The sequence below is a fragment of the Cronobacter sakazakii genome (assembly GCF_000982825.1).
Lineage (GTDB): Bacteria > Pseudomonadota > Gammaproteobacteria > Enterobacterales > Enterobacteriaceae > Cronobacter > Cronobacter sakazakii.
The window spans coordinates 3,779,300-3,794,674 of sequence record NZ_CP011047.1 but is presented as its reverse complement, the minus strand read 5'-3'; the positions used below and the strand labels follow the sequence as shown (position 1 = coordinate 3,794,674).

General features: G+C 58.4%; 18 protein-coding genes and 1 tRNA gene. 9 read left to right on the top strand and 10 right to left on the bottom strand.

Annotated elements, in window-relative coordinates:
• Window positions 1-459 carry a methylglyoxal synthase gene (mgsA, locus tag CSK29544_RS18130; protein WP_004385417.1) on the bottom strand — a complete coding sequence of 153 codons (459 nt, stop codon included), beginning with the start codon at window positions 457-459 and terminating at the stop codon, window positions 1-3.
• A 160-nt stretch (window positions 460-619) separates the two neighbouring features.
• On the opposite strand from mgsA, the gene CSK29544_RS18125 reads away from it, so the two are divergent.
• The gene (locus CSK29544_RS18125; RefSeq protein ID WP_007898035.1) at window positions 620-1,033 is read left to right on the top strand and encodes a CoA-binding protein; all 414 of its coding nucleotides are present in this window, start codon (window positions 620-622) and stop codon (window positions 1,031-1,033) included.
• A gap of 27 nt (window positions 1,034-1,060) precedes the next feature.
• Here the strand turns inward: CSK29544_RS18125 and hspQ are convergent, their stop codons facing one another.
• Window positions 1,061-1,378, bottom strand: coding sequence for a heat shock protein HspQ (hspQ, locus tag CSK29544_RS18120; RefSeq protein ID WP_004385415.1), 318 nt, complete (start codon window positions 1,376-1,378; stop codon window positions 1,061-1,063).
• A gap of 59 nt (window positions 1,379-1,437) precedes the next feature.
• Window positions 1,438-2,628 carry a 23S rRNA (cytosine(1962)-C(5))-methyltransferase RlmI gene (rlmI, locus tag CSK29544_RS18115; RefSeq protein ID WP_007898034.1) on the bottom strand — a complete coding sequence of 397 codons (1,191 nt, stop codon included), beginning with the start codon at window positions 2,626-2,628 and terminating at the stop codon, window positions 1,438-1,440.
• An 88-nt stretch (window positions 2,629-2,716) separates the two neighbouring features.
• Here rlmI and yccX point away from each other — a divergent pair, with 88 nt between their 5' ends.
• Window positions 2,717-2,998, top strand: coding sequence for an acylphosphatase (yccX, locus tag CSK29544_RS18110; protein ID WP_007866613.1), 282 nt, complete (start codon window positions 2,717-2,719; stop codon window positions 2,996-2,998).
• Here yccX and tusE read toward each other — a convergent pair.
• Both tusE and yccA read right to left on the bottom strand, forming a co-directional pair.
• Complete coding sequence (gene tusE, locus CSK29544_RS18105) at window positions 2,995-3,324, bottom strand: sulfurtransferase TusE (protein ID WP_029038932.1); 330 nt, start codon at window positions 3,322-3,324, stop codon at window positions 2,995-2,997. The genes yccX and tusE overlap by 4 nt on opposite strands.
• A 107-nt stretch (window positions 3,325-3,431) precedes the next feature.
• Window positions 3,432-4,091 (bottom strand): FtsH protease modulator YccA, encoded by a 660-nt coding sequence (gene yccA, locus CSK29544_RS18100; protein ID WP_004385411.1) that lies wholly within the window; start codon window positions 4,089-4,091, stop codon window positions 3,432-3,434.
• 259 nt (window positions 4,092-4,350) lie between these two features.
• Here yccA and CSK29544_RS18095 point away from each other — a divergent pair, with 259 nt between their 5' ends.
• From CSK29544_RS18095 to CSK29544_RS18075, 5 genes are all read left to right on the top strand, one after another.
• Window positions 4,351-5,976 carry an ABC transporter substrate-binding protein gene (locus CSK29544_RS18095; RefSeq protein ID WP_007898030.1) on the top strand — a complete coding sequence of 542 codons (1,626 nt, stop codon included), beginning with the start codon at window positions 4,351-4,353 and terminating at the stop codon, window positions 5,974-5,976.
• A gap of 157 nt (window positions 5,977-6,133) precedes the next feature.
• Window positions 6,134-6,221 (top strand) — tRNA-Ser (locus CSK29544_RS18090).
• A gap of 297 nt (window positions 6,222-6,518) precedes the next feature.
• A complete protein-coding gene (gene tssA / locus CSK29544_RS18085; protein WP_007898029.1) occupies window positions 6,519-8,105 on the top strand; it encodes a type VI secretion system protein TssA in 1,587 nt (528 codons plus the stop codon).
• A gap of 31 nt (window positions 8,106-8,136) precedes the next feature.
• The gene (gene tssE / locus CSK29544_RS18080) at window positions 8,137-8,592 is read left to right on the top strand and encodes a type VI secretion system baseplate subunit TssE (RefSeq protein WP_007898028.1); all 456 of its coding nucleotides are present in this window, start codon (window positions 8,137-8,139) and stop codon (window positions 8,590-8,592) included.
• Between the two features lie 23 nt (window positions 8,593-8,615).
• Window positions 8,616-9,953: a VasL domain-containing protein gene (locus CSK29544_RS18075; protein ID WP_029038933.1), complete on the top strand. Its 1,338-nt coding sequence runs from the start codon at window positions 8,616-8,618 to the stop codon at window positions 9,951-9,953.
• A 163-nt stretch (window positions 9,954-10,116) separates the two neighbouring features.
• Here the strand turns inward: CSK29544_RS18075 and CSK29544_RS18070 are convergent, their stop codons facing one another.
• Complete coding sequence (locus tag CSK29544_RS18070; RefSeq protein ID WP_007898025.1) at window positions 10,117-11,019, bottom strand: LysR family transcriptional regulator; 903 nt, start codon at window positions 11,017-11,019, stop codon at window positions 10,117-10,119.
• Between the two features lie 72 nt (window positions 11,020-11,091).
• On the opposite strand from CSK29544_RS18070, the gene blaCSR reads away from it, so the two are divergent.
• Window positions 11,092-11,979: a CSR family subclass B3 metallo-beta-lactamase-like protein gene (gene blaCSR / locus CSK29544_RS18065; protein WP_029038934.1), complete on the top strand. Its 888-nt coding sequence runs from the start codon at window positions 11,092-11,094 to the stop codon at window positions 11,977-11,979.
• A gap of 35 nt (window positions 11,980-12,014) precedes the next feature.
• Here blaCSR and CSK29544_RS18060 read toward each other — a convergent pair whose 3' ends face one another.
• Both CSK29544_RS18060 and wrbA read right to left on the bottom strand, forming a co-directional pair.
• On the bottom strand, window positions 12,015-12,242 hold the full coding sequence (locus CSK29544_RS18060; RefSeq protein WP_004385405.1) for a YccJ family protein: 228 nt from the start codon (window positions 12,240-12,242) through the stop codon (window positions 12,015-12,017).
• 21 nt (window positions 12,243-12,263) lie between these two features.
• Window positions 12,264-12,860 carry an NAD(P)H:quinone oxidoreductase gene (wrbA, locus tag CSK29544_RS18055; protein ID WP_007898023.1) on the bottom strand — a complete coding sequence of 199 codons (597 nt, stop codon included), beginning with the start codon at window positions 12,858-12,860 and terminating at the stop codon, window positions 12,264-12,266.
• 399 nt (window positions 12,861-13,259) lie between these two features.
• Between wrbA and CSK29544_RS18050 the strand changes: the two genes are divergently transcribed.
• A complete protein-coding gene (locus CSK29544_RS18050) occupies window positions 13,260-13,433 on the top strand; it encodes a con-10 family general stress protein (protein WP_007866642.1) in 174 nt (57 codons plus the stop codon).
• 84 nt (window positions 13,434-13,517) lie between these two features.
• On the opposite strand, the gene rutG is transcribed toward CSK29544_RS18050, so the two are convergent.
• Window positions 13,518-14,855 carry a pyrimidine utilization transport protein G gene (gene rutG, locus CSK29544_RS18045; RefSeq protein WP_007898022.1) on the bottom strand — a complete coding sequence of 446 codons (1,338 nt, stop codon included), beginning with the start codon at window positions 14,853-14,855 and terminating at the stop codon, window positions 13,518-13,520.
• 17 nt (window positions 14,856-14,872) lie between these two features.
• A complete protein-coding gene (gene rutF / locus CSK29544_RS18040; protein ID WP_007898021.1) occupies window positions 14,873-15,373 on the bottom strand; it encodes an NADH-dependent FMN reductase RutF in 501 nt (166 codons plus the stop codon).
• Between the last annotated feature and the right edge of the window lie 2 nt (window positions 15,374-15,375).

Genomic DNA, 15,375 nt, shown 5'->3' with positions numbered 1-15,375 from the left:
TTATTTCAGGCGTTCGGCGAGATAGCGCGGATAGTCGGGGATTAACACATCCAGCGTGTCGCTAAAGGTCGGCGACTGGATAATAAAATCCGCGGTTGAGAGATTGGTCGCCACCGGGATATTCCAGACGGTGGCAAGGCGCAGCAGCGCTTTGACGTCGGGATCGTGCGGCACGGCGTTGAGCGGATCCCAGAAGAAAATCAGCACGTCGATTTTGCCTTCGGCGATCATCGCGCCTACCTGCTGATCGCCGCCCATCGGGCCGCTCAGCATGGCGTTGACGTCAAGACCGGTCGCGCGTTGTACCAGATTGCCTGTGGTGCCGGTTGCATACAGCGTATGGTTTGCCAGCAACGCTTTATGGCGCTCCACCCATTTCATCAGCATCGATTTGCAGTGGTCATGCGCCACCAGGGCGATTTTCTTTTGGGCTGGCAGGGTTCGGGTTGTCAGTTCCATATTATTTTCCGGATTACATAACTGCCTACAGATTACTGGAAGTGATGGCGGCTGCAAGCGAAGCCGGCAAAAACTGTGTGCGTTTCTGCTTACCGTCGTCGCATGGTGCGCCCGACGCCTTTGGCATACACTGAAAGGACTGAGCTAACGGGGAGGTAAAATGAAAGATTCTGATATCGCAGAGATTTTACAGAGCACCAAAACGATCGCGCTGGTGGGCGCGAGCGATAAACCGGACCGTCCGAGCTATCGCGTCATGTCGTATCTTCTGGATAAAGGCTATCACGTTATCCCCGTCTCGCCGAAAGTGGCGGGCAAAACGCTGCTCGGCCAGCAGGGATACGCCACGCTTGCTGACGTGCCGGAAAAAGTCGATATGGTGGATGTGTTCCGTAACTCCGAGGCCGCGTGGGGGGTTGCGCAGGAGGCGATTGCGATCGGCGCAAAAACGCTCTGGATGCAGCTTGGCGTCATCAACGAAGAGGCCGCCGTACTGGCGCGCGATGCGGGGCTGAAGGTGGTGATGGACCGCTGTCCGGCGATAGAAATTCCGCGTCTCGGTCTTTTACAGTAATAAAAAACCCGGCGTTGCCGGGTTTTTTTAGTTACGCAGACGGGGTGCCTGGAGCTGCTGGCGAATGGATCGCGCCAGTTCATCCATAGAGGGTTGCTCCGGATGTTCCTCCTGCATTTCGCCACTGAGCTGGGCTTCTGCAAGATAGGTGTGCACGGGCTGGCCGTCGTCGTCTTCCATCACGACGTGATACCACGGCGCGGCGCGCAGCTCGGCGTTTACCGCCAGTTCATCGACTTCAGGTTCATCAAGCGAGTATTCAGGGTCGATATCCACCACAACCCCTAAATACCCTAAAAGAGAATGACGAACCTGCTGGCCGATACCAAATTTGCTGGCAATCATTGTCACCTCCCGGGAAACGTTCATACCCTGTATATAAGGGCGGAGCATTCCTTTTCAAGCTACATGACGCGACAGGCAAACCCTTTCAGATAAAGACCTTCCGGGTAGCTCGCGATCACGGGGTGATCGGCGGCCTGACGGAACTGCTCTATAAATTGTACATCACGCCCCGCATCTGTTGCGGCATCGGCAACAATTTTCTGGAATAAATCGGTGGTCATCAGCCCGGAGCAGGAGAACGTCAGCAAAATGCCGCCAGGGTTAAGCAGCTGGATAGCCAGCATATTGATGTCTTTATAACCGCGGCATGCGCCCTGAAGCTGGCTCTTGTTCTCAACGAATTTCGGCGGGTCCATTACGATGACGTCGAACGTCTCGCCCTGGTCGCGATATTTGCGCAGCAGCTTAAAGACGTCATCGCGCACGAATTCTGCTTTGCTGATATCAAGCTTGTTCAGCTCAACGTTTTGCTTCGCCACATCCAGCGCGTCCTGCGACGTATCGACACTGATGACCTGGCGGCAGCCGCCCATCAGCGCAGAAACGGCAAAACCGCCGGTGTAAGAGAAGCAGTTCAGCACGCGTTTGTCTTCTACGTAACGGCGCGTGGCGAAACGGCTGTCGCGCTGATCCAGGTAATACCCCGTTTTATGGCCGCCTTTGATATCCACCAGTAGCTTCATGCCGTGCTCTTCAATCGCGAGCAGATCCGGCGGCAGTTCGCCGCTGACCGGCCCCTGCGCGAGCTCCATACCTTCTTTTTTACGTACCGCGACGTCGGAGCGGTCATAGATGGCGCATTCCGGATAGAGCGCCTGCAGGGCCGACACCAGCGCCGGGCGCTGATATTCCGCGCCCGCCGAGAGCAGTTGCAGCACCAGGAAATTACCGAAACGGTCAATCGTCACGCCCGGCAGGCCGTCCGATTCACCAGCGATAAGACGGTAGCTGTCGAGCCCGTCCTTTTTCGCCAGCCAGTTGCGCCACTGCTGCGCCTGTTGCAGGCGGCGAGTAAAAAAGGCGATATCGATGGTTTCATTCGGATCAAACGTCCAGACGCGCGCGCGGATCTGCGAAGCGGGGGAGAGGGCGGCGCGTGCTAACCATTTTCCCTGATGGTCGACGATGTCGATGGTTTCACCCGGTGCGGCTTTACCTTCCATGCGCGCGACGGCACCGGAAAAGACCCAGGGATGGCGGCGCAGGAGAGATTTCTCGCGCCCTTTGGCTAACACTAAACGTACGCTCATAATTTGCTATTCTGTGATTCAAAGAAAATGGGCGCCATTCTCCCGACTTCAGCCGGGAAATGCAACGCCACTGCAAAGGAGAACCGCTATGGCACAACAATGCACAATGGCCTGGGTACATGGCCGGGTACAGGGCGTCGGGTTTCGCTACACCACGCAGCATGAAGCGACGCGGCTGGGTCTGACCGGCTATGCGCGTAATCTGGACGACGGCAGCGTGGAGGTGCTGGCCTGCGGCGAGGCCGAGCAGGTGGAGAAGTTAATCGCCTGGCTGAAAGCGGGCGGACCGCGCAGCGCCCATGTGGAAAAGGTGCTGACCGAGCCGCATTCGCCCGCGGAAGATTACCAGGATTTCCGTATTCGCTATTAAATGCACTTCACGGGTTTCGGCAGACCCGCGATTTTAGTGGCTTGCTTTGCCGGGCCTTTCGGAAAGAGGCGATAGAGATAGCGGCTACTGCCTTTCTCTTCGCCAAATTTCGACGCCATCGCTTTGACCAGCATGCGAATAGCCGGCGATGTATTAAATTCGATATAAAACTCGCGCACGAAGCGCACCACTTCCCAGTGCTCTGGCGTGAGCGTGATGCCTTCTTTTTCGGCAATCACTTCCGCCAGGCCTTCGTTCCAGGCGTCGAAGACTTTCAGATAGCCCTCGGCGTCGGTTTCAAACTCTTTACCTTCAAACGTTAACATACGCATTTTTGCCCTGATTCACACAGCGCGCAGTGTAGCAAATTCCCGCCGCCAGAAAAAACAAAGCCCCGCACGGGGCGGGGCTTAAGCGCAGTTTCGGTTAACCGTTAGTCGCGGCTCGCGAAGCCCAGAATGCTCAGCAGGCTCACGAAGATGTTGTAGAGCGACACATACAGGCTGACGGTCGCGCGAATGTAGTTGGTTTCGCCGCCGTGGATGATATTGCTGGTTTCAAACAGGATCGCGCCTGAAGAAAGCAGAATAAACACGGCGCTAATCGCCAGGTGCAGCGCAGGAAGCTGCAGGAAGATGTTCGCCACCATGCCGATCAGCACAACCACCACGCCCGCCATCAGCATACCGCCCAGGAAAGACATATCTTTACGGGTGGTCAACACGTAGGCGGAGCAGCAGAAGAACACCAGCGCGGTGCCGCCAAGCGCGAGTGCGATGACATCGCCCATACCGGCAGACAGATAGGCATTCAGCATCGGCCCCAGAATATAGCCCAGAAAGCCGGTGAAGGCGAACGCCGCCAGGATGCCGCTCGGTTTATCGGCCAGGCGGTAGGTCAGGAACATCAGGCCGTACATACCGACCAGCGTCAGAATCAAACCCGGCGATGGCAGTGCGAATACGGTACTGGCGGTCGCGGTGATCGCGGAAAACGCCAGCGTCAGGCTCAGCATAAAATAGGTGTTACGCAGAACCTTATGGGTGCTAAGCAGCGACTGTCTGTCGCGCGCAGAGGTAATTAAGCGATCCATGAGTAGTCTCTCATTACAGGTGTTTAGTTTCCGAGCATAGAAGGTAGCACGCAACGGGAAAAGCCCTTTTACCCATCTTTACGCTGCTTTATTTCTCTAAAAACAAGGACTCAGAAAAGGCGTTTATATCATAAAAACCGGGCTGCCCCGACGCGCTTTCAGATCCCCCTCTTATATATGACGTAAAACCGTTGCATGAAACCCGGCGCGCGACTATCAGTGTTAACGACACATCACAACAACACACAAGGCGTGGAAAATGAAAGTGAATCATAAGGCTCTGACTTTTTCTCTCATCGCTGCCGTCATTTCCGGCGCATGCGCGACGGCGTATGCGGCGCAGGTGCCGGCAGGCGTTGAGCTGGCGGCAAAACAGGAACTGGTGCGCAACAACGGCAGCGAGCCTGCCTCGCTCGATCCGCATAAAGTGGAGAGCGACGTTGAATTCAACATCATCAGCGACGTTTTTGAAGGGCTGGTGGCGGTGCGTAAAGATGGCTCGATTGAACCGCGGCTCGCAGAAAGCTGGGAAAACAAAGACAACACCGTCTGGACGTTTCATCTGCGCAAAGGCGTGACCTGGTCTGACGGCGAGCCTATCACGGCGGAAGATGTGGTCTGGAGCTGGCGGCGTCTGGTCGACCCGAAAACCGTCTCTCCTTATGCCAGCTTTCCGGGCAACATGAATATTGAAAACGCTGCTGACATCGCCAACGGCAAAAAGCCGACCGACACGTTGGGCGTGAAGGCGCTGGATGACAATACCATTCAGGTGACGCTGACGCAGCCCACCGCGGCGTTCCTGTCGATGCTGGCGCACCCGTCGCTGGTGCCCATCGATAAAACCGCCATTGAGCGTTTCGGCGATAAATGGGCGCGGCCGGAGCATTTCGTGTGCAGCGGGGCGTACAAAGTCACCGACTGGGTGGTGAATGAAAAGATCGTGGCCGAGCGTAATAAACGCTACTGGAACGACAAAGAGACCGTCATTAATAAAGTGACTTATCTGCCGATCGCCGCTGAAACAGCGGATCTGAATCGCTATAAAGCGGGCGAAATTGACATCACCAGTACTGTGCCACTCAATCAGTTCACGCAGTTGAAAAAAACGCTGCCCGATCAGGTTAATGTCTCTCCACTGCTGGCGACGTATTACTACGAATTTAACACCAGCAAACCGCCGTTTAACGATCCACGTGTGCGCCGCGCGCTCAACATGGCGCTCGACAAAGACATCATCGCCCAAAAAGTGTTGGCGCAGGGGCAGCGTCCGGCGTGGGTGGTCAGCCAGCCTGAAATTGGCGGCGTGAAAATTGCGCCGCCGGAGTACGCCAGCTGGCCGCTGGAAAAACGCGTCAGCGAGGCGAAAAAACTGCTGGAGGAGGCAGGCTTCAATGCGCAGCATCCGCTCACGTTTAATCTGCTCTATAACACTTTGGAATCGCACCAGCGCATCGCCATCGCGGCAAGCTCCATGTGGCAGAAAAATCTCGGCGTGGTGGTAAAGCTCCAGAACCAGGAGTGGAAAACCATGCTGGATAGTAAACACACCGGCAATTTTGACGTGGTACGCTACGCCTGGAACGCCGATTACGACGACGCCTCGACCTTCCTGAATAACTACCGCACCGGCGACAGCCAGAACACCTCGCGCTATACCAACAAAGCGTATGACGAGGTCCTGACGAACGCTTCAAAAGCCGCTGATGCCACCGAACGCGGGAAATATTATCAGCAGGCGGAAACGATCCTGGCTCAGGATGTGCCTGCGATTCCGGTCTATCACTACGTGCGTACCCATATGGTGAAACCCTGGGTTGGCGGTTTTTACTCCAATAACCTGGGCTTCTACTACACAAAAGATATGTACATCAAAAAACATTAACCGGAGCGCGACGCCGTTATTGCCCGTAAAGCTGCTGTATTTGTGATCGTTGTGCCGGTATTTCAGTCAATTAGCGTGCTTTTGGCTGTTTTTAAGGCAATCGAACACATTCGGGCTTTACACGGCGCAGGGGGATGTTTATAGTTCGCGTCATTGCGGAAGTGTGGCCGAGCGGTTGAAGGCACCGGTCTTGAAAACCGGCGACCCGAAAGGGTTCCAGAGTTCGAATCTCTGCGCTTCCGCCAACCAATTTAAGGGGATGCCGAAAGGCGTCCCCTTTTTCGTTTTATCTCTCATGTGTCATCAGTCTTTCCTTAAACGCTTGCAGTAAGTTTGTTACTGAAGACAACATTCCTGTGGCATGCAGCCAGCGCCTCGCCGCAGAACACCTCTCCTGATGCGTAAACTCTGTTTACATCTGCCCGTTGCCCATTGCTTGTGAATGTCTCTTGCGTGCGTAGCATCTGCGCTTTAACCCGCTGTTAAATAAATGCTTCCCGTCTTGTGGCGGAGCTGGCGGTTTCGTTTCAGGGAGAGAAACAATGGCATCGCTGCAGACAGTGCTGGAAAGTTGTCAGGCGCAGACAGATGAACTGGCCGCCCAGGCGCAGGCGCGTCTCGCGCTCTGGGAAAAATGGCTTCAACCCATCATCACCACGGCCCCCACCGGGGACGATCCGGGTTATGACGACGATTTCCAGCAGATCCGCGAGGAGGTGAATAAGCTTTCCGGTGCCGATCTCACGCTTATCGGCGAGCTGGCAGAAAAAGTGCTGATCACGGCATCGAAAGATATTCGTGTCGCCACCTATTATGCGTGGTCGCGGCTGCACCAGGAGGGCGAGGCTGGTTTTGCCGAAGGGCTGGAACTGCTCGCCGCGCTGCTTGCGCGTTTTGGCACGTCGTTGCACCCGCAGCGCGCGCGCAGTCGTCAGGCGGCGCTGGAGTGGCTTGCGGGCTCGCGCGTGCTCGACAGCCTGTCGCTTTACCCGGAAGTGACGCGCGATGACGCCCGGCGCACCGCGGGCGCGCTGTTGTTGATTGAACAGGCGCTGGCGCAGGAGGAGCCTTCCGCGCGTCCGTCATTAAGCGCGCTTTACGGCGCGCTGGAAGCGCGGCTGATGAAAGCGGGCGGCGTGGATGCGGTGGTGCCGCAAACCACCAGCGACAGCAACGCGTCGCAGCCCACGGCTGCGCCTGTTATCAGCGCAATTACGTCCGGGCGCGATCTGCTGGATCAGGCCCGTCAGCTTGCCGACTACCTGCGTAATCAGCCTGACGGCTGGCTCGCCGCCCACCGCATGATGAAAAGCCTGCGTCACGACACCCTTCACCAGTTGCCGCCGCTCGCAGGCGACGGACGCACCCGCATAGAACCCCCGAAGGCCGACCAGCGCGCATTGTTGAAGAGGCTCTGGCTTCAGCAGAGCTGGCTTGAGCTGCTGGAGCAGGCCGACAGCCTCTTTGCGCGCGGTGCCAGCCATCTGTGGCTCGATTTGCAGTGGTATCTTCACGAAGCGCTGCAGAAGTCTGGTAAGGAGACACTGGCAGGCATCATTCGCGCCGATCTGAACGGGCTGTTAAACCGGCTGCCCGGCCTTGAGACGCTGGCGTTTAGCGACGGCACGCCGTTTGCCGATGAGGTAACGCAACACTGGATCGCGCAGCAGGTGCGCGAGAATGCCTCCGGCCCTGACGCAGCGCACGTTGTGGACGCTGGCAGCGCCGCCGATGACGAGGTACTGCAACTGGAGCCGGAAGCCGTCGCGCTCGCCGACAGCGACGGTATTGACGCAGCACTCGGCTGGCTACAGACCCGGCCCGCGCTCACCACACCGCGCCAGCGCTGGCTTTTGCGCCTGCTGATGGCGCGTCTGGCGGAGCAATACGGCAAAAACGATCTGGCGCTGCATCTGCTTGCCGCGCTGGACGCGGGCGCGTCGCAAATGACGCTTGCACAATGGGAGCCGGCGCTGCTTTTTGAAGTGGGTGCCAGACGGCTGCGGTTGCTGCGTATGAAAGCCGGGCGTAGCGACGCGGAGAAAGCGCGCCTGCAAACTGATATGGAACAGCTGCTGGCGGCACTTATCGCCATCGATCCGGCGCGCGCCGCCGTGTTATGCAGCTAAGTCATCACCTTATTCATGGAAGGAGAAAATGATGCCCGAAACCCCTCTCTCGCCATCGCTCTATGAAATACTCTACGGCAATTTCGACGGCGGCCTGCCGCTGGATGCGGTCAGCGAAGAAAATCAGGTCATTTTGTCGGTGCTCGATAACATGCAGCGCATTCTCAATACCCGCGCCGGTAGCCTCAAACATCTGCCGGATTACGGCCTGCCGGATCTGACCAAAATTCTTCAGGGTATGCCCGGCACCGCCCATGAACTCATCAGCGCGCTCTCTGCCGTATTGCTGAAATATGAGCCGCGTCTGAAACGGATCAACGTTGTGATGCTCCCGCAATCCCTTCCCGGCGAGCTGCGCTATGCCATCGACGCCGAGCTGAAAGGCGTGGGGCTGGTGCGCTACGGCACGGCGTTTATGCCAGAAGGGCGGGTGCTGATCCGCCACCTCAAACAACAGCAGTTTATGGATAACCGCGCCGCGATCTGAGCGGCCTTCAGGACAGGGATATTATGGACACGTCCACCGAACGTCATCTGAAAACCGGCAGCGATCCGCGCCTGCTGCCGGACTACGCCGCGCTTCGCGAAGAGCTCGGCAAACTCACGCACCCGGCGCGCCCGGATGTGGACTGGCGGCGGGTCGAACAGCTGTCGCTCTCGCTCTTTGAGCGCAATGGTGTCGAGCTGCAAACCGCCGCCTGGTATACGCAGGCGCGTCTGCGCTTGCTGGGGTTGCCCGGTCTTAACGAAGGGCTGGCGATCCTCGAGGCGCTCATCTCGCGCCAGTGGGGCAACCTGTGGCCGCAGCCGGTACACGCGCGAATGGAGATTTTAAGCGGCCTCAGCCAGCGTGTGCAGCAGACGCTGCGCACTTTCTCGTTGCGTTATGCGGATCTCGGCGCGCTCTATCAGGCGGAGCAGCACCTGACACGTATTATCACGGTGCTGGAGCGCCTTGAGCTTAAGCATGTCAGTCAGATGGACGCGCTGCGTCTGCATCTGCAAAACGCAGCGGCGCGGCTGGAAAATGACGCGGGGCAGAGTGAAGTGACGCTGAAGGAGCGCGCGGTGACGGTTAACGATCCGCAGACGGATGATGATATCCGCCGGGTGTATGTTCCGGACAGCGTGCCTGCGCCAGACGTGGCATCGGCTCACATGCTAACGCGCCGTAGCCTGAAGCCGTTCATCGCCGGGATGCTCACTATGCTGGTGGCGGGCAGCGCCGTGTTGATGGGCTGGCAGGCGTATCACCGCCCCGATCCAGTGCAGGCGCGGATTGCGGCGTCACTTCGCGCGTGGCCGCAGATGGCAGACAGTGCCACCATCACACCGGAACAGGCGCGCCAGATTGATCCTGCTATGCTCCTGACGCAAACGCGCCAGCGTCTGGGGTGGCTGACAACGCTGCCGCCCGATCGCAATATCCGTTTTGCCTGTGAGCTGGTGCGCCAGGCGGGCCAACTTTTGCCTCAGCACGCCCAGGTACAAACGCTGACCCGCGAATGGCGTCAGCAGATGAGCGCCGCGGCGCTGCCGCTGCAAAATCTGGATGGCTGGCGCCGTGGCATGACGCAGCTTGACGAATTGACCGCGCGGCTCAACGCGCTGGATGAGCGGCGGGGGAAATACCTGACCGGCAGCGAGCTTAAAACGATGGTGTTTAATATTCACCAGGCGTTTGCCGCCATGCCGCCTGCGGAGGAGTTGCTGCGTCAGATGGCAGAGCAGCGCCAGCAGGGCGTTGAGCCTGGTGCGCTGCGTCAGGAAACCGCCACCCGGCTTAATCAGCTTCTCTATCGCTATGTGCTGCTGACACCGCCGTCACCCGATGCCGCCACGCCATAACGATTAGTTTCGCTCTCCCTGTAACAGGCAAAAAAAATCCTGCCCACCGGGCAGGAAATAACAGTATCAGGGGATTCACATCGAGCATGTATCTCAGGAGTAATGAGTACATGAATCCAGTGTAGCCAGCCTTGAGGCTCCCTCAGTGCATTTGAGAAGATTCTCAATGATACCAGGGCGTTAGCGCCTGACGTACCGCGCTTATCAGACGCTTTTTCCATGGCACCGTCGAGGTGCGGTACTGCAAAAAAAGACTGCCGAGCGCTTTTTCATCGTCAAGCTCCAGCATCGAGAGCTGCGCGTTATCTTTGAGCGTGGCAAACCATGGCCAGGGCACCACCGCCAGTAGCGGCGCTTCGCGCAGCGCGCCGGGAAGCTGGGCGTAATCGGTGCCGATAAACCCCAGCCGCCGCGTCAGTCCACTGCGCGCCAGCTGGCGATCCAGCTCGTTTTCTGGCTGTGGCCACGGGTGACAATAGGCATGCGGGTAGTCGCACAGCCCTGCAAGCGTCAGGCTCTTTTGCCCGGCAAGCGCAGGGCGAAGCGGCGGGCCATAAAGGATAACCAGCCGCGTCTGCCCGACGCGCTCATAGTGCAGCGCGCTAAGCTGCTTCTGGTGATCGCCCACCGCCAGCAGCAGATCAATTGACCCATCCACCAGATCGTCACGCCAGGCGCGCCGCTCGAACGCCACGCACTCGACGCTCGCCTGCGCCTGATGCGCTTTTTGCGCAAGAACAGGGGCGAGCAGCGTATTGAGCGCGGGCGGCACCACCACCCGAAAACGCCGCTCGTGCGGCTGCGGCTCGCCGAACATCTCTTCATTCAGCGAAACGAACAGCGGCACCAGTTTATCGCGCAGCGCCTGTGCAAAAGGCGTTGGATGCTGGCGGTTCCCTTCGCGTCGAAACAGCGGATCGCCCAGCGCTTCACGCAGGCGCGAGAGCGCGTGGCTCACGGCGGAAGGCGTAATATTCAGCCGCTGCGCCGTCTCGCCGGTCGTACCCGTCTGTAGCATCACATAGAGCACTTTCAGCAGGTTCATATCCAGTTGCAGGATATTCATCAGATGTCATTCCAATTGAGCCGCATTAAAAAGGCGCTGATTATACTGCGTCTCCTTATTCAGGAGATGATAATGAAACCCCGTATCGCACTTTTTTCTTGTCTGATGTCACTGCTCTCTGTACCCGCGCATGCCGCGCTCGACCCCGCCCAGCCGCTCGCCGAGGCACCGCCGTATTCCCTTTTTGAAGCCTGGGCGAAGCCCGTTCAGCCCTTCGCCATCTGGCCTGGCGTCTGGTACGTCGGCACCGAAAACCTCTCGTCGGTGCTGCTTACCACGCCGCAGGGCCACATTCTGATTGACGCGGGTCTTGATGCCAGCGCGCCGCAAATCAGGCGCAACATTGAAGCGCTCGGTTTTCGCATGGCCGATATTCGCTACATCGCGAACAGCCATGCGCGACTCGATCAGGCGGGCGGCATCGCGAGGCTTAAAGCGTGGAGCGGCGCGCGCGTTATCGCAAGCCACGCCAATGCAGAGCAGATGGCGCGCGGTGGTAAAGAGGATTTCGCGCTGGGCGACGCGCTGCCGTTCCCGCCAGTGACGGTGGATATGGAAGCGCAGGACGGGCAGCAGTGGCATCTGGGCGGCGTGACGCTTGCGGCCATTTTCACGCCAGGCCATCTTCCGGGAGCGACCTCATGGAAAGTCACACTCGCTGACGGTAAAACGCTTATCTATGCCGACAGCCTCGCGACGCCGGGGTATCCGCTTATCAACAACCGCAACTATCCGACACTGGTGGAAGATATCCGTCGCAGTTTTGCGCGGCTTGAGGCGCAACAGGTGGATATTTTTCTTGCCAACAAAGGCGAGCGTTTTGGCCTGATGGATAAAATGGCGCGCAAGGCGAGGGGAGAGAATAACGCGTTTATCGATAAGGCAGGGCTGGCGCGCTATGTCGCGCAGTCGCGGGCGGCTTTTGAGAAACAGCTGGCAGCGCAGCGCGCGCAACCATAAAACGAAGCCCTCTGCATACGCAGAGGGCCGAAGCGTCAGACGTTTTTACGTTCGATCGTCTGTTCGCCCCAGAAGAGCGAATCTTTATCGGTTTTCTTAAAGGCGCGAATGAGCACTTCGTCGCTGCCTTCTTCCCAGATTTTCTCGGCCATCACCTCGTCATAATCGGCCACTTCAAAAATCGCTTCGGCGATCTCAGGGGACGTATTACGCAGGCTGGCCCATTCCCCCACGTGATGGGTTTTCGATTCTTGTGTTGGCATGCTTTCCTCCAGTGAAGTGAGTTAGCCTTTCATTTTGACGGCGAGGCCCGCCACGTATTCGCCCTGATAGCGGGCGATCGCCAGTTCTTCCTGGCTTGGCTGGCGTGAACCGTCGCCGCCTGCGATGGTGGTCGCGCCGTAAGGCGTTCCGCCGCGAACCGTGGAAATATCAAACAGCTCCTGCGCCCCGTAACCGATAGGCACAATGATCATTCCATGATGAGCAAGCGTAGTCCATGTGGAGGAGATCGTGTGCTCCTGACCGCCGCCCGTACCGGTTGAGCTAAACACGCTCGCCAGTTTGCCGTACAGCGCGCCGGAGGCCCACAGGCCGCCGGTCTGGTCAAAGAAGGTACGCATCTGACCGGACATATTGCCAAAGCGGGTCGGGGTGCCGACGATAATCGCGTCGTAATCGGCGAGCTCCTGCGGCGTGGCGACCGGCGCATTTTGCGTTTTCCCGCCCGCTTTCGCGAAGGCTTCCGCCTGCATAGTTTCCGGCACGCGCTTAATTGTCACTTCCGCGCCCTGAACCTTTTCGGCGCCTTCCGCCACTGCGTGCGCCAGCGTTTCGACATGCCCATACATGGAATAATAAAGCACCAGAACTTTCGCCATCAGCCTTGCTCCTGTATCAGTGGTTGCCACAGCCGTTATCGCTGCGCTCATCTATAAAGCATATGCCCCTGATGGCAGAGTGCAAACCGGCAGCTAAAAAATCTTTAAAAATAAGAGCTTATCTATGAATGGGGTGTTTGTAGCATTAGATCACATTTTTTAAGCGCTGAAATTTTTCAATCATAAGAATGCCTTATTAATCGTTTCGTCAGTTTTACGGGCGAAACGCCAGATTGATGTTGCTAAATGTTTCCGAAAAGTGGCGAGGTCGGGCACCCTGGCTAAGCTTTTAATCACGCGGCAACGATAACGGCTCCGGCCAGTGCCGTGAGGTGAAAGAATCCTCTTTTACTGAATGCAGTATGATGTCTAATGATTCACACAATCTGGAGGTCAGAAATGGCAAACCATCGTGGTGGTTCAGGTAATTTCGCAGAAGATCGTGACAGAGCATCAGAAGCAGGTCGTAAAGGTGGCCAGCACAGCGGCGGGAACTTCAAAAATGACCCGCAACGCGCCTCCGAAGCCGGGAAAAAAGGGGGTAAAAACAGTCATGGCGGCGGACGTAGCTAGCGCCTCGCATGACCGTTATTAACCATTCTATGTACGTCAAAGGTTAATAGCACCCCTGACCGCCGGGCATTCCCGGCGGTTTTTTTATGCCTGCGGGGGCGGCTCCTGTGGCGCAAGTACCGGCTCCGGCGTCTGCGCCTGTTTGCGGCTTAACAGCGCATTGAGCGCAATCGCTCCAAAGGTCGCGGTGCCGATGCCGCCAAGCGTAAAGCCGCCTGCCGTGAGCGCAAAATCACCCGCGCCCAGCACCAGCGTTACCGCCACCATAATCAGGTTGCCGTTCTGGCTCAGATCCACATGGTTTTGCACCCAGATACGCGCGCCCGCGACCGCAATCAGCCCGAAGACCACAATCGACGCGCCGCCGATGACCGGGGCCGGAATAGTGTGGATCAGCGCGCCAAATTTCGGCGAGAAGCCGAGCAGCAGGGCGATGACCGCCGCCGCCACGAAGACTAGCGTCGAGTAGACTTTCGTCACCGCCATCACGCCGATATTCTCCGCATAGGTCGTCACACCGCTGCCGCCCACCGCGCCGGAAAGCATCGTCGCCAGCCCGTCGCCGACAAACGCGCGCCCCATATACGGGTCCATATTGCGCCCCGTCATGCCCGCGACCGCTTTCAGATGCCCGAGGTTTTCCGCCACCAGAATCACGGCAACCGACGCAATCAGCATGATGGCCTGCACGTTAAACGTGGGCGCGGCGAAGTGGGGCAGCCCGAACCACGCGGCCTGCGTCACCGGCGTAAAATCCACCGGCTTGCCGAAGCCCAGCACATTGGTGAACAGCGCATACAGGGCCCAGGCGGCGATAAGCCCCATCAGAATCAGCAACCGCTGCACCATGCCGCGCGTAAACACCGCCACGAGGCCAATACAGAGCACGGTCATCACCGCCATCCAGCCGTCAAAGCCGCTGGCGGAGACGCTTTTAACCGCAATCGGCGCGAGATTAAGCCCAATCGCCATCACGACGGCCCCGGTGACGACCGGCGGCATCAGCCGTTCTATCCAGCGCGTGCCCGATTTCATCACCACCACGCCGATAAGCGTATACAACAAACCGCAGGCGATAATCCCGCCCAGCGCCACGCTCATATTCGGATTCAGCCCCTGGCCGTTAAAGCCGGTCGCGGCGATCACCACCCCCACGAAAGCGGCGCTGGAGCCGAGATAGCTCGGCACCCGTCCGCCGGTAATCACAAAAAACAGCAGCGTGCCGATGCCGGACATCAGAATCGACAAATTCGGGTCGAGCCCCATTAAAAGCGGCATCAGTACCGTTGCGCCAAACATCGCCACCGCGTGCTGCGCGCCCATGACCAGCGTCTGGCCGGCGGAGAGCGTTTCGTCCGGGGCGACCACGCCGCCCGCGGGGCCGGCAGGTTTACGCCAGTGAGGAAACCAGGAATTGGCCATAGGTATCTCCTGTGGAGCTAAGAGGCGAGCCCGCAGACGGGGCGCGAAAGGGCGTGATAACGCCGGTCAAACCAGACCAGCCCGTGCGTATCGTCATTACGTGAGATTTCCAGCACCCGGCACAGCAGCACGTCGTGGGTGGAGACCGGCACCACCTGTTCCACCCGGCAGTCAAAGGAGACCACCGCGCCGTCGAGCTTCGGAGAGCCGGTGACGCCGCGATGCCAGCGGGCGGCGGCGAAGCGCTCTTCCATCGGGGTTTTGCCGCCGAAGAGGCCAGAGAGCGCCTCGTGCCCGGCGGCGAGCGTGTTGACGCACAACTGCCCGTTGGCCTGAAACACCGGCCAGACGGAGGCGTTGCGGTTCAGACACACCAGCAGCGTCGGTGGGCTGTCCGTCACGCTGCACACCGCCGAGGCGGTAAAGCCCGCCATGCCCGCCGGGCCGTCGGTAGTCACAATATTCACCGCCGCGCCGAGGCGGGACATTGCATCGCGAAAAGCCTGTTGTTCACTCATAA

Excerpts from the sequence above, each read along its gene's own strand:
- mgsA (WP_004385417.1), bottom strand. The coding sequence starts at position 459 with ATGGAACTGACAACCCGAACCCTGCCAGCCCAAAAGAAAATCGCCCTG.
- CSK29544_RS18125 (WP_007898035.1), top strand. The coding sequence starts at position 620 with ATGAAAGATTCTGATATCGCAGAGATTTTACAGAGCACCAAAACGATC.
- hspQ (WP_004385415.1), bottom strand. The coding sequence starts at position 1,378 with ATGATTGCCAGCAAATTTGGTATCGGCCAGCAGGTTCGTCATTCTCTT.
- rlmI (WP_007898034.1), bottom strand. The coding sequence starts at position 2,628 with ATGAGCGTACGTTTAGTGTTAGCCAAAGGGCGCGAGAAATCTCTCCTG.
- yccX (WP_007866613.1), top strand. The coding sequence starts at position 2,717 with ATGGCACAACAATGCACAATGGCCTGGGTACATGGCCGGGTACAGGGC.
- tusE (WP_029038932.1), bottom strand. The coding sequence starts at position 3,324 with ATGTTAACGTTTGAAGGTAAAGAGTTTGAAACCGACGCCGAGGGCTAT.
- yccA (WP_004385411.1), bottom strand. The coding sequence starts at position 4,091 with ATGGATCGCTTAATTACCTCTGCGCGCGACAGACAGTCGCTGCTTAGC.
- CSK29544_RS18095 (WP_007898030.1), top strand. The coding sequence starts at position 4,351 with ATGAAAGTGAATCATAAGGCTCTGACTTTTTCTCTCATCGCTGCCGTC.
- tssA (WP_007898029.1), top strand. The coding sequence starts at position 6,519 with ATGGCATCGCTGCAGACAGTGCTGGAAAGTTGTCAGGCGCAGACAGAT.
- tssE (WP_007898028.1), top strand. The coding sequence starts at position 8,137 with ATGCCCGAAACCCCTCTCTCGCCATCGCTCTATGAAATACTCTACGGC.
- CSK29544_RS18075 (WP_029038933.1), top strand. The coding sequence starts at position 8,616 with ATGGACACGTCCACCGAACGTCATCTGAAAACCGGCAGCGATCCGCGC.
- CSK29544_RS18070 (WP_007898025.1), bottom strand. The coding sequence starts at position 11,019 with ATGAATATCCTGCAACTGGATATGAACCTGCTGAAAGTGCTCTATGTG.
- blaCSR (WP_029038934.1), top strand. The coding sequence starts at position 11,092 with ATGAAACCCCGTATCGCACTTTTTTCTTGTCTGATGTCACTGCTCTCT.
- CSK29544_RS18060 (WP_004385405.1), bottom strand. The coding sequence starts at position 12,242 with ATGCCAACACAAGAATCGAAAACCCATCACGTGGGGGAATGGGCCAGC.
- wrbA (WP_007898023.1), bottom strand. The coding sequence starts at position 12,860 with ATGGCGAAAGTTCTGGTGCTTTATTATTCCATGTATGGGCATGTCGAA.
- CSK29544_RS18050 (WP_007866642.1), top strand. The coding sequence starts at position 13,260 with ATGGCAAACCATCGTGGTGGTTCAGGTAATTTCGCAGAAGATCGTGAC.
- rutG (WP_007898022.1), bottom strand. The coding sequence starts at position 14,855 with ATGGCCAATTCCTGGTTTCCTCACTGGCGTAAACCTGCCGGCCCCGCG.
- rutF (WP_007898021.1), bottom strand. The coding sequence starts at position 15,373 with ATGAGTGAACAACAGGCTTTTCGCGATGCAATGTCCCGCCTCGGCGCG.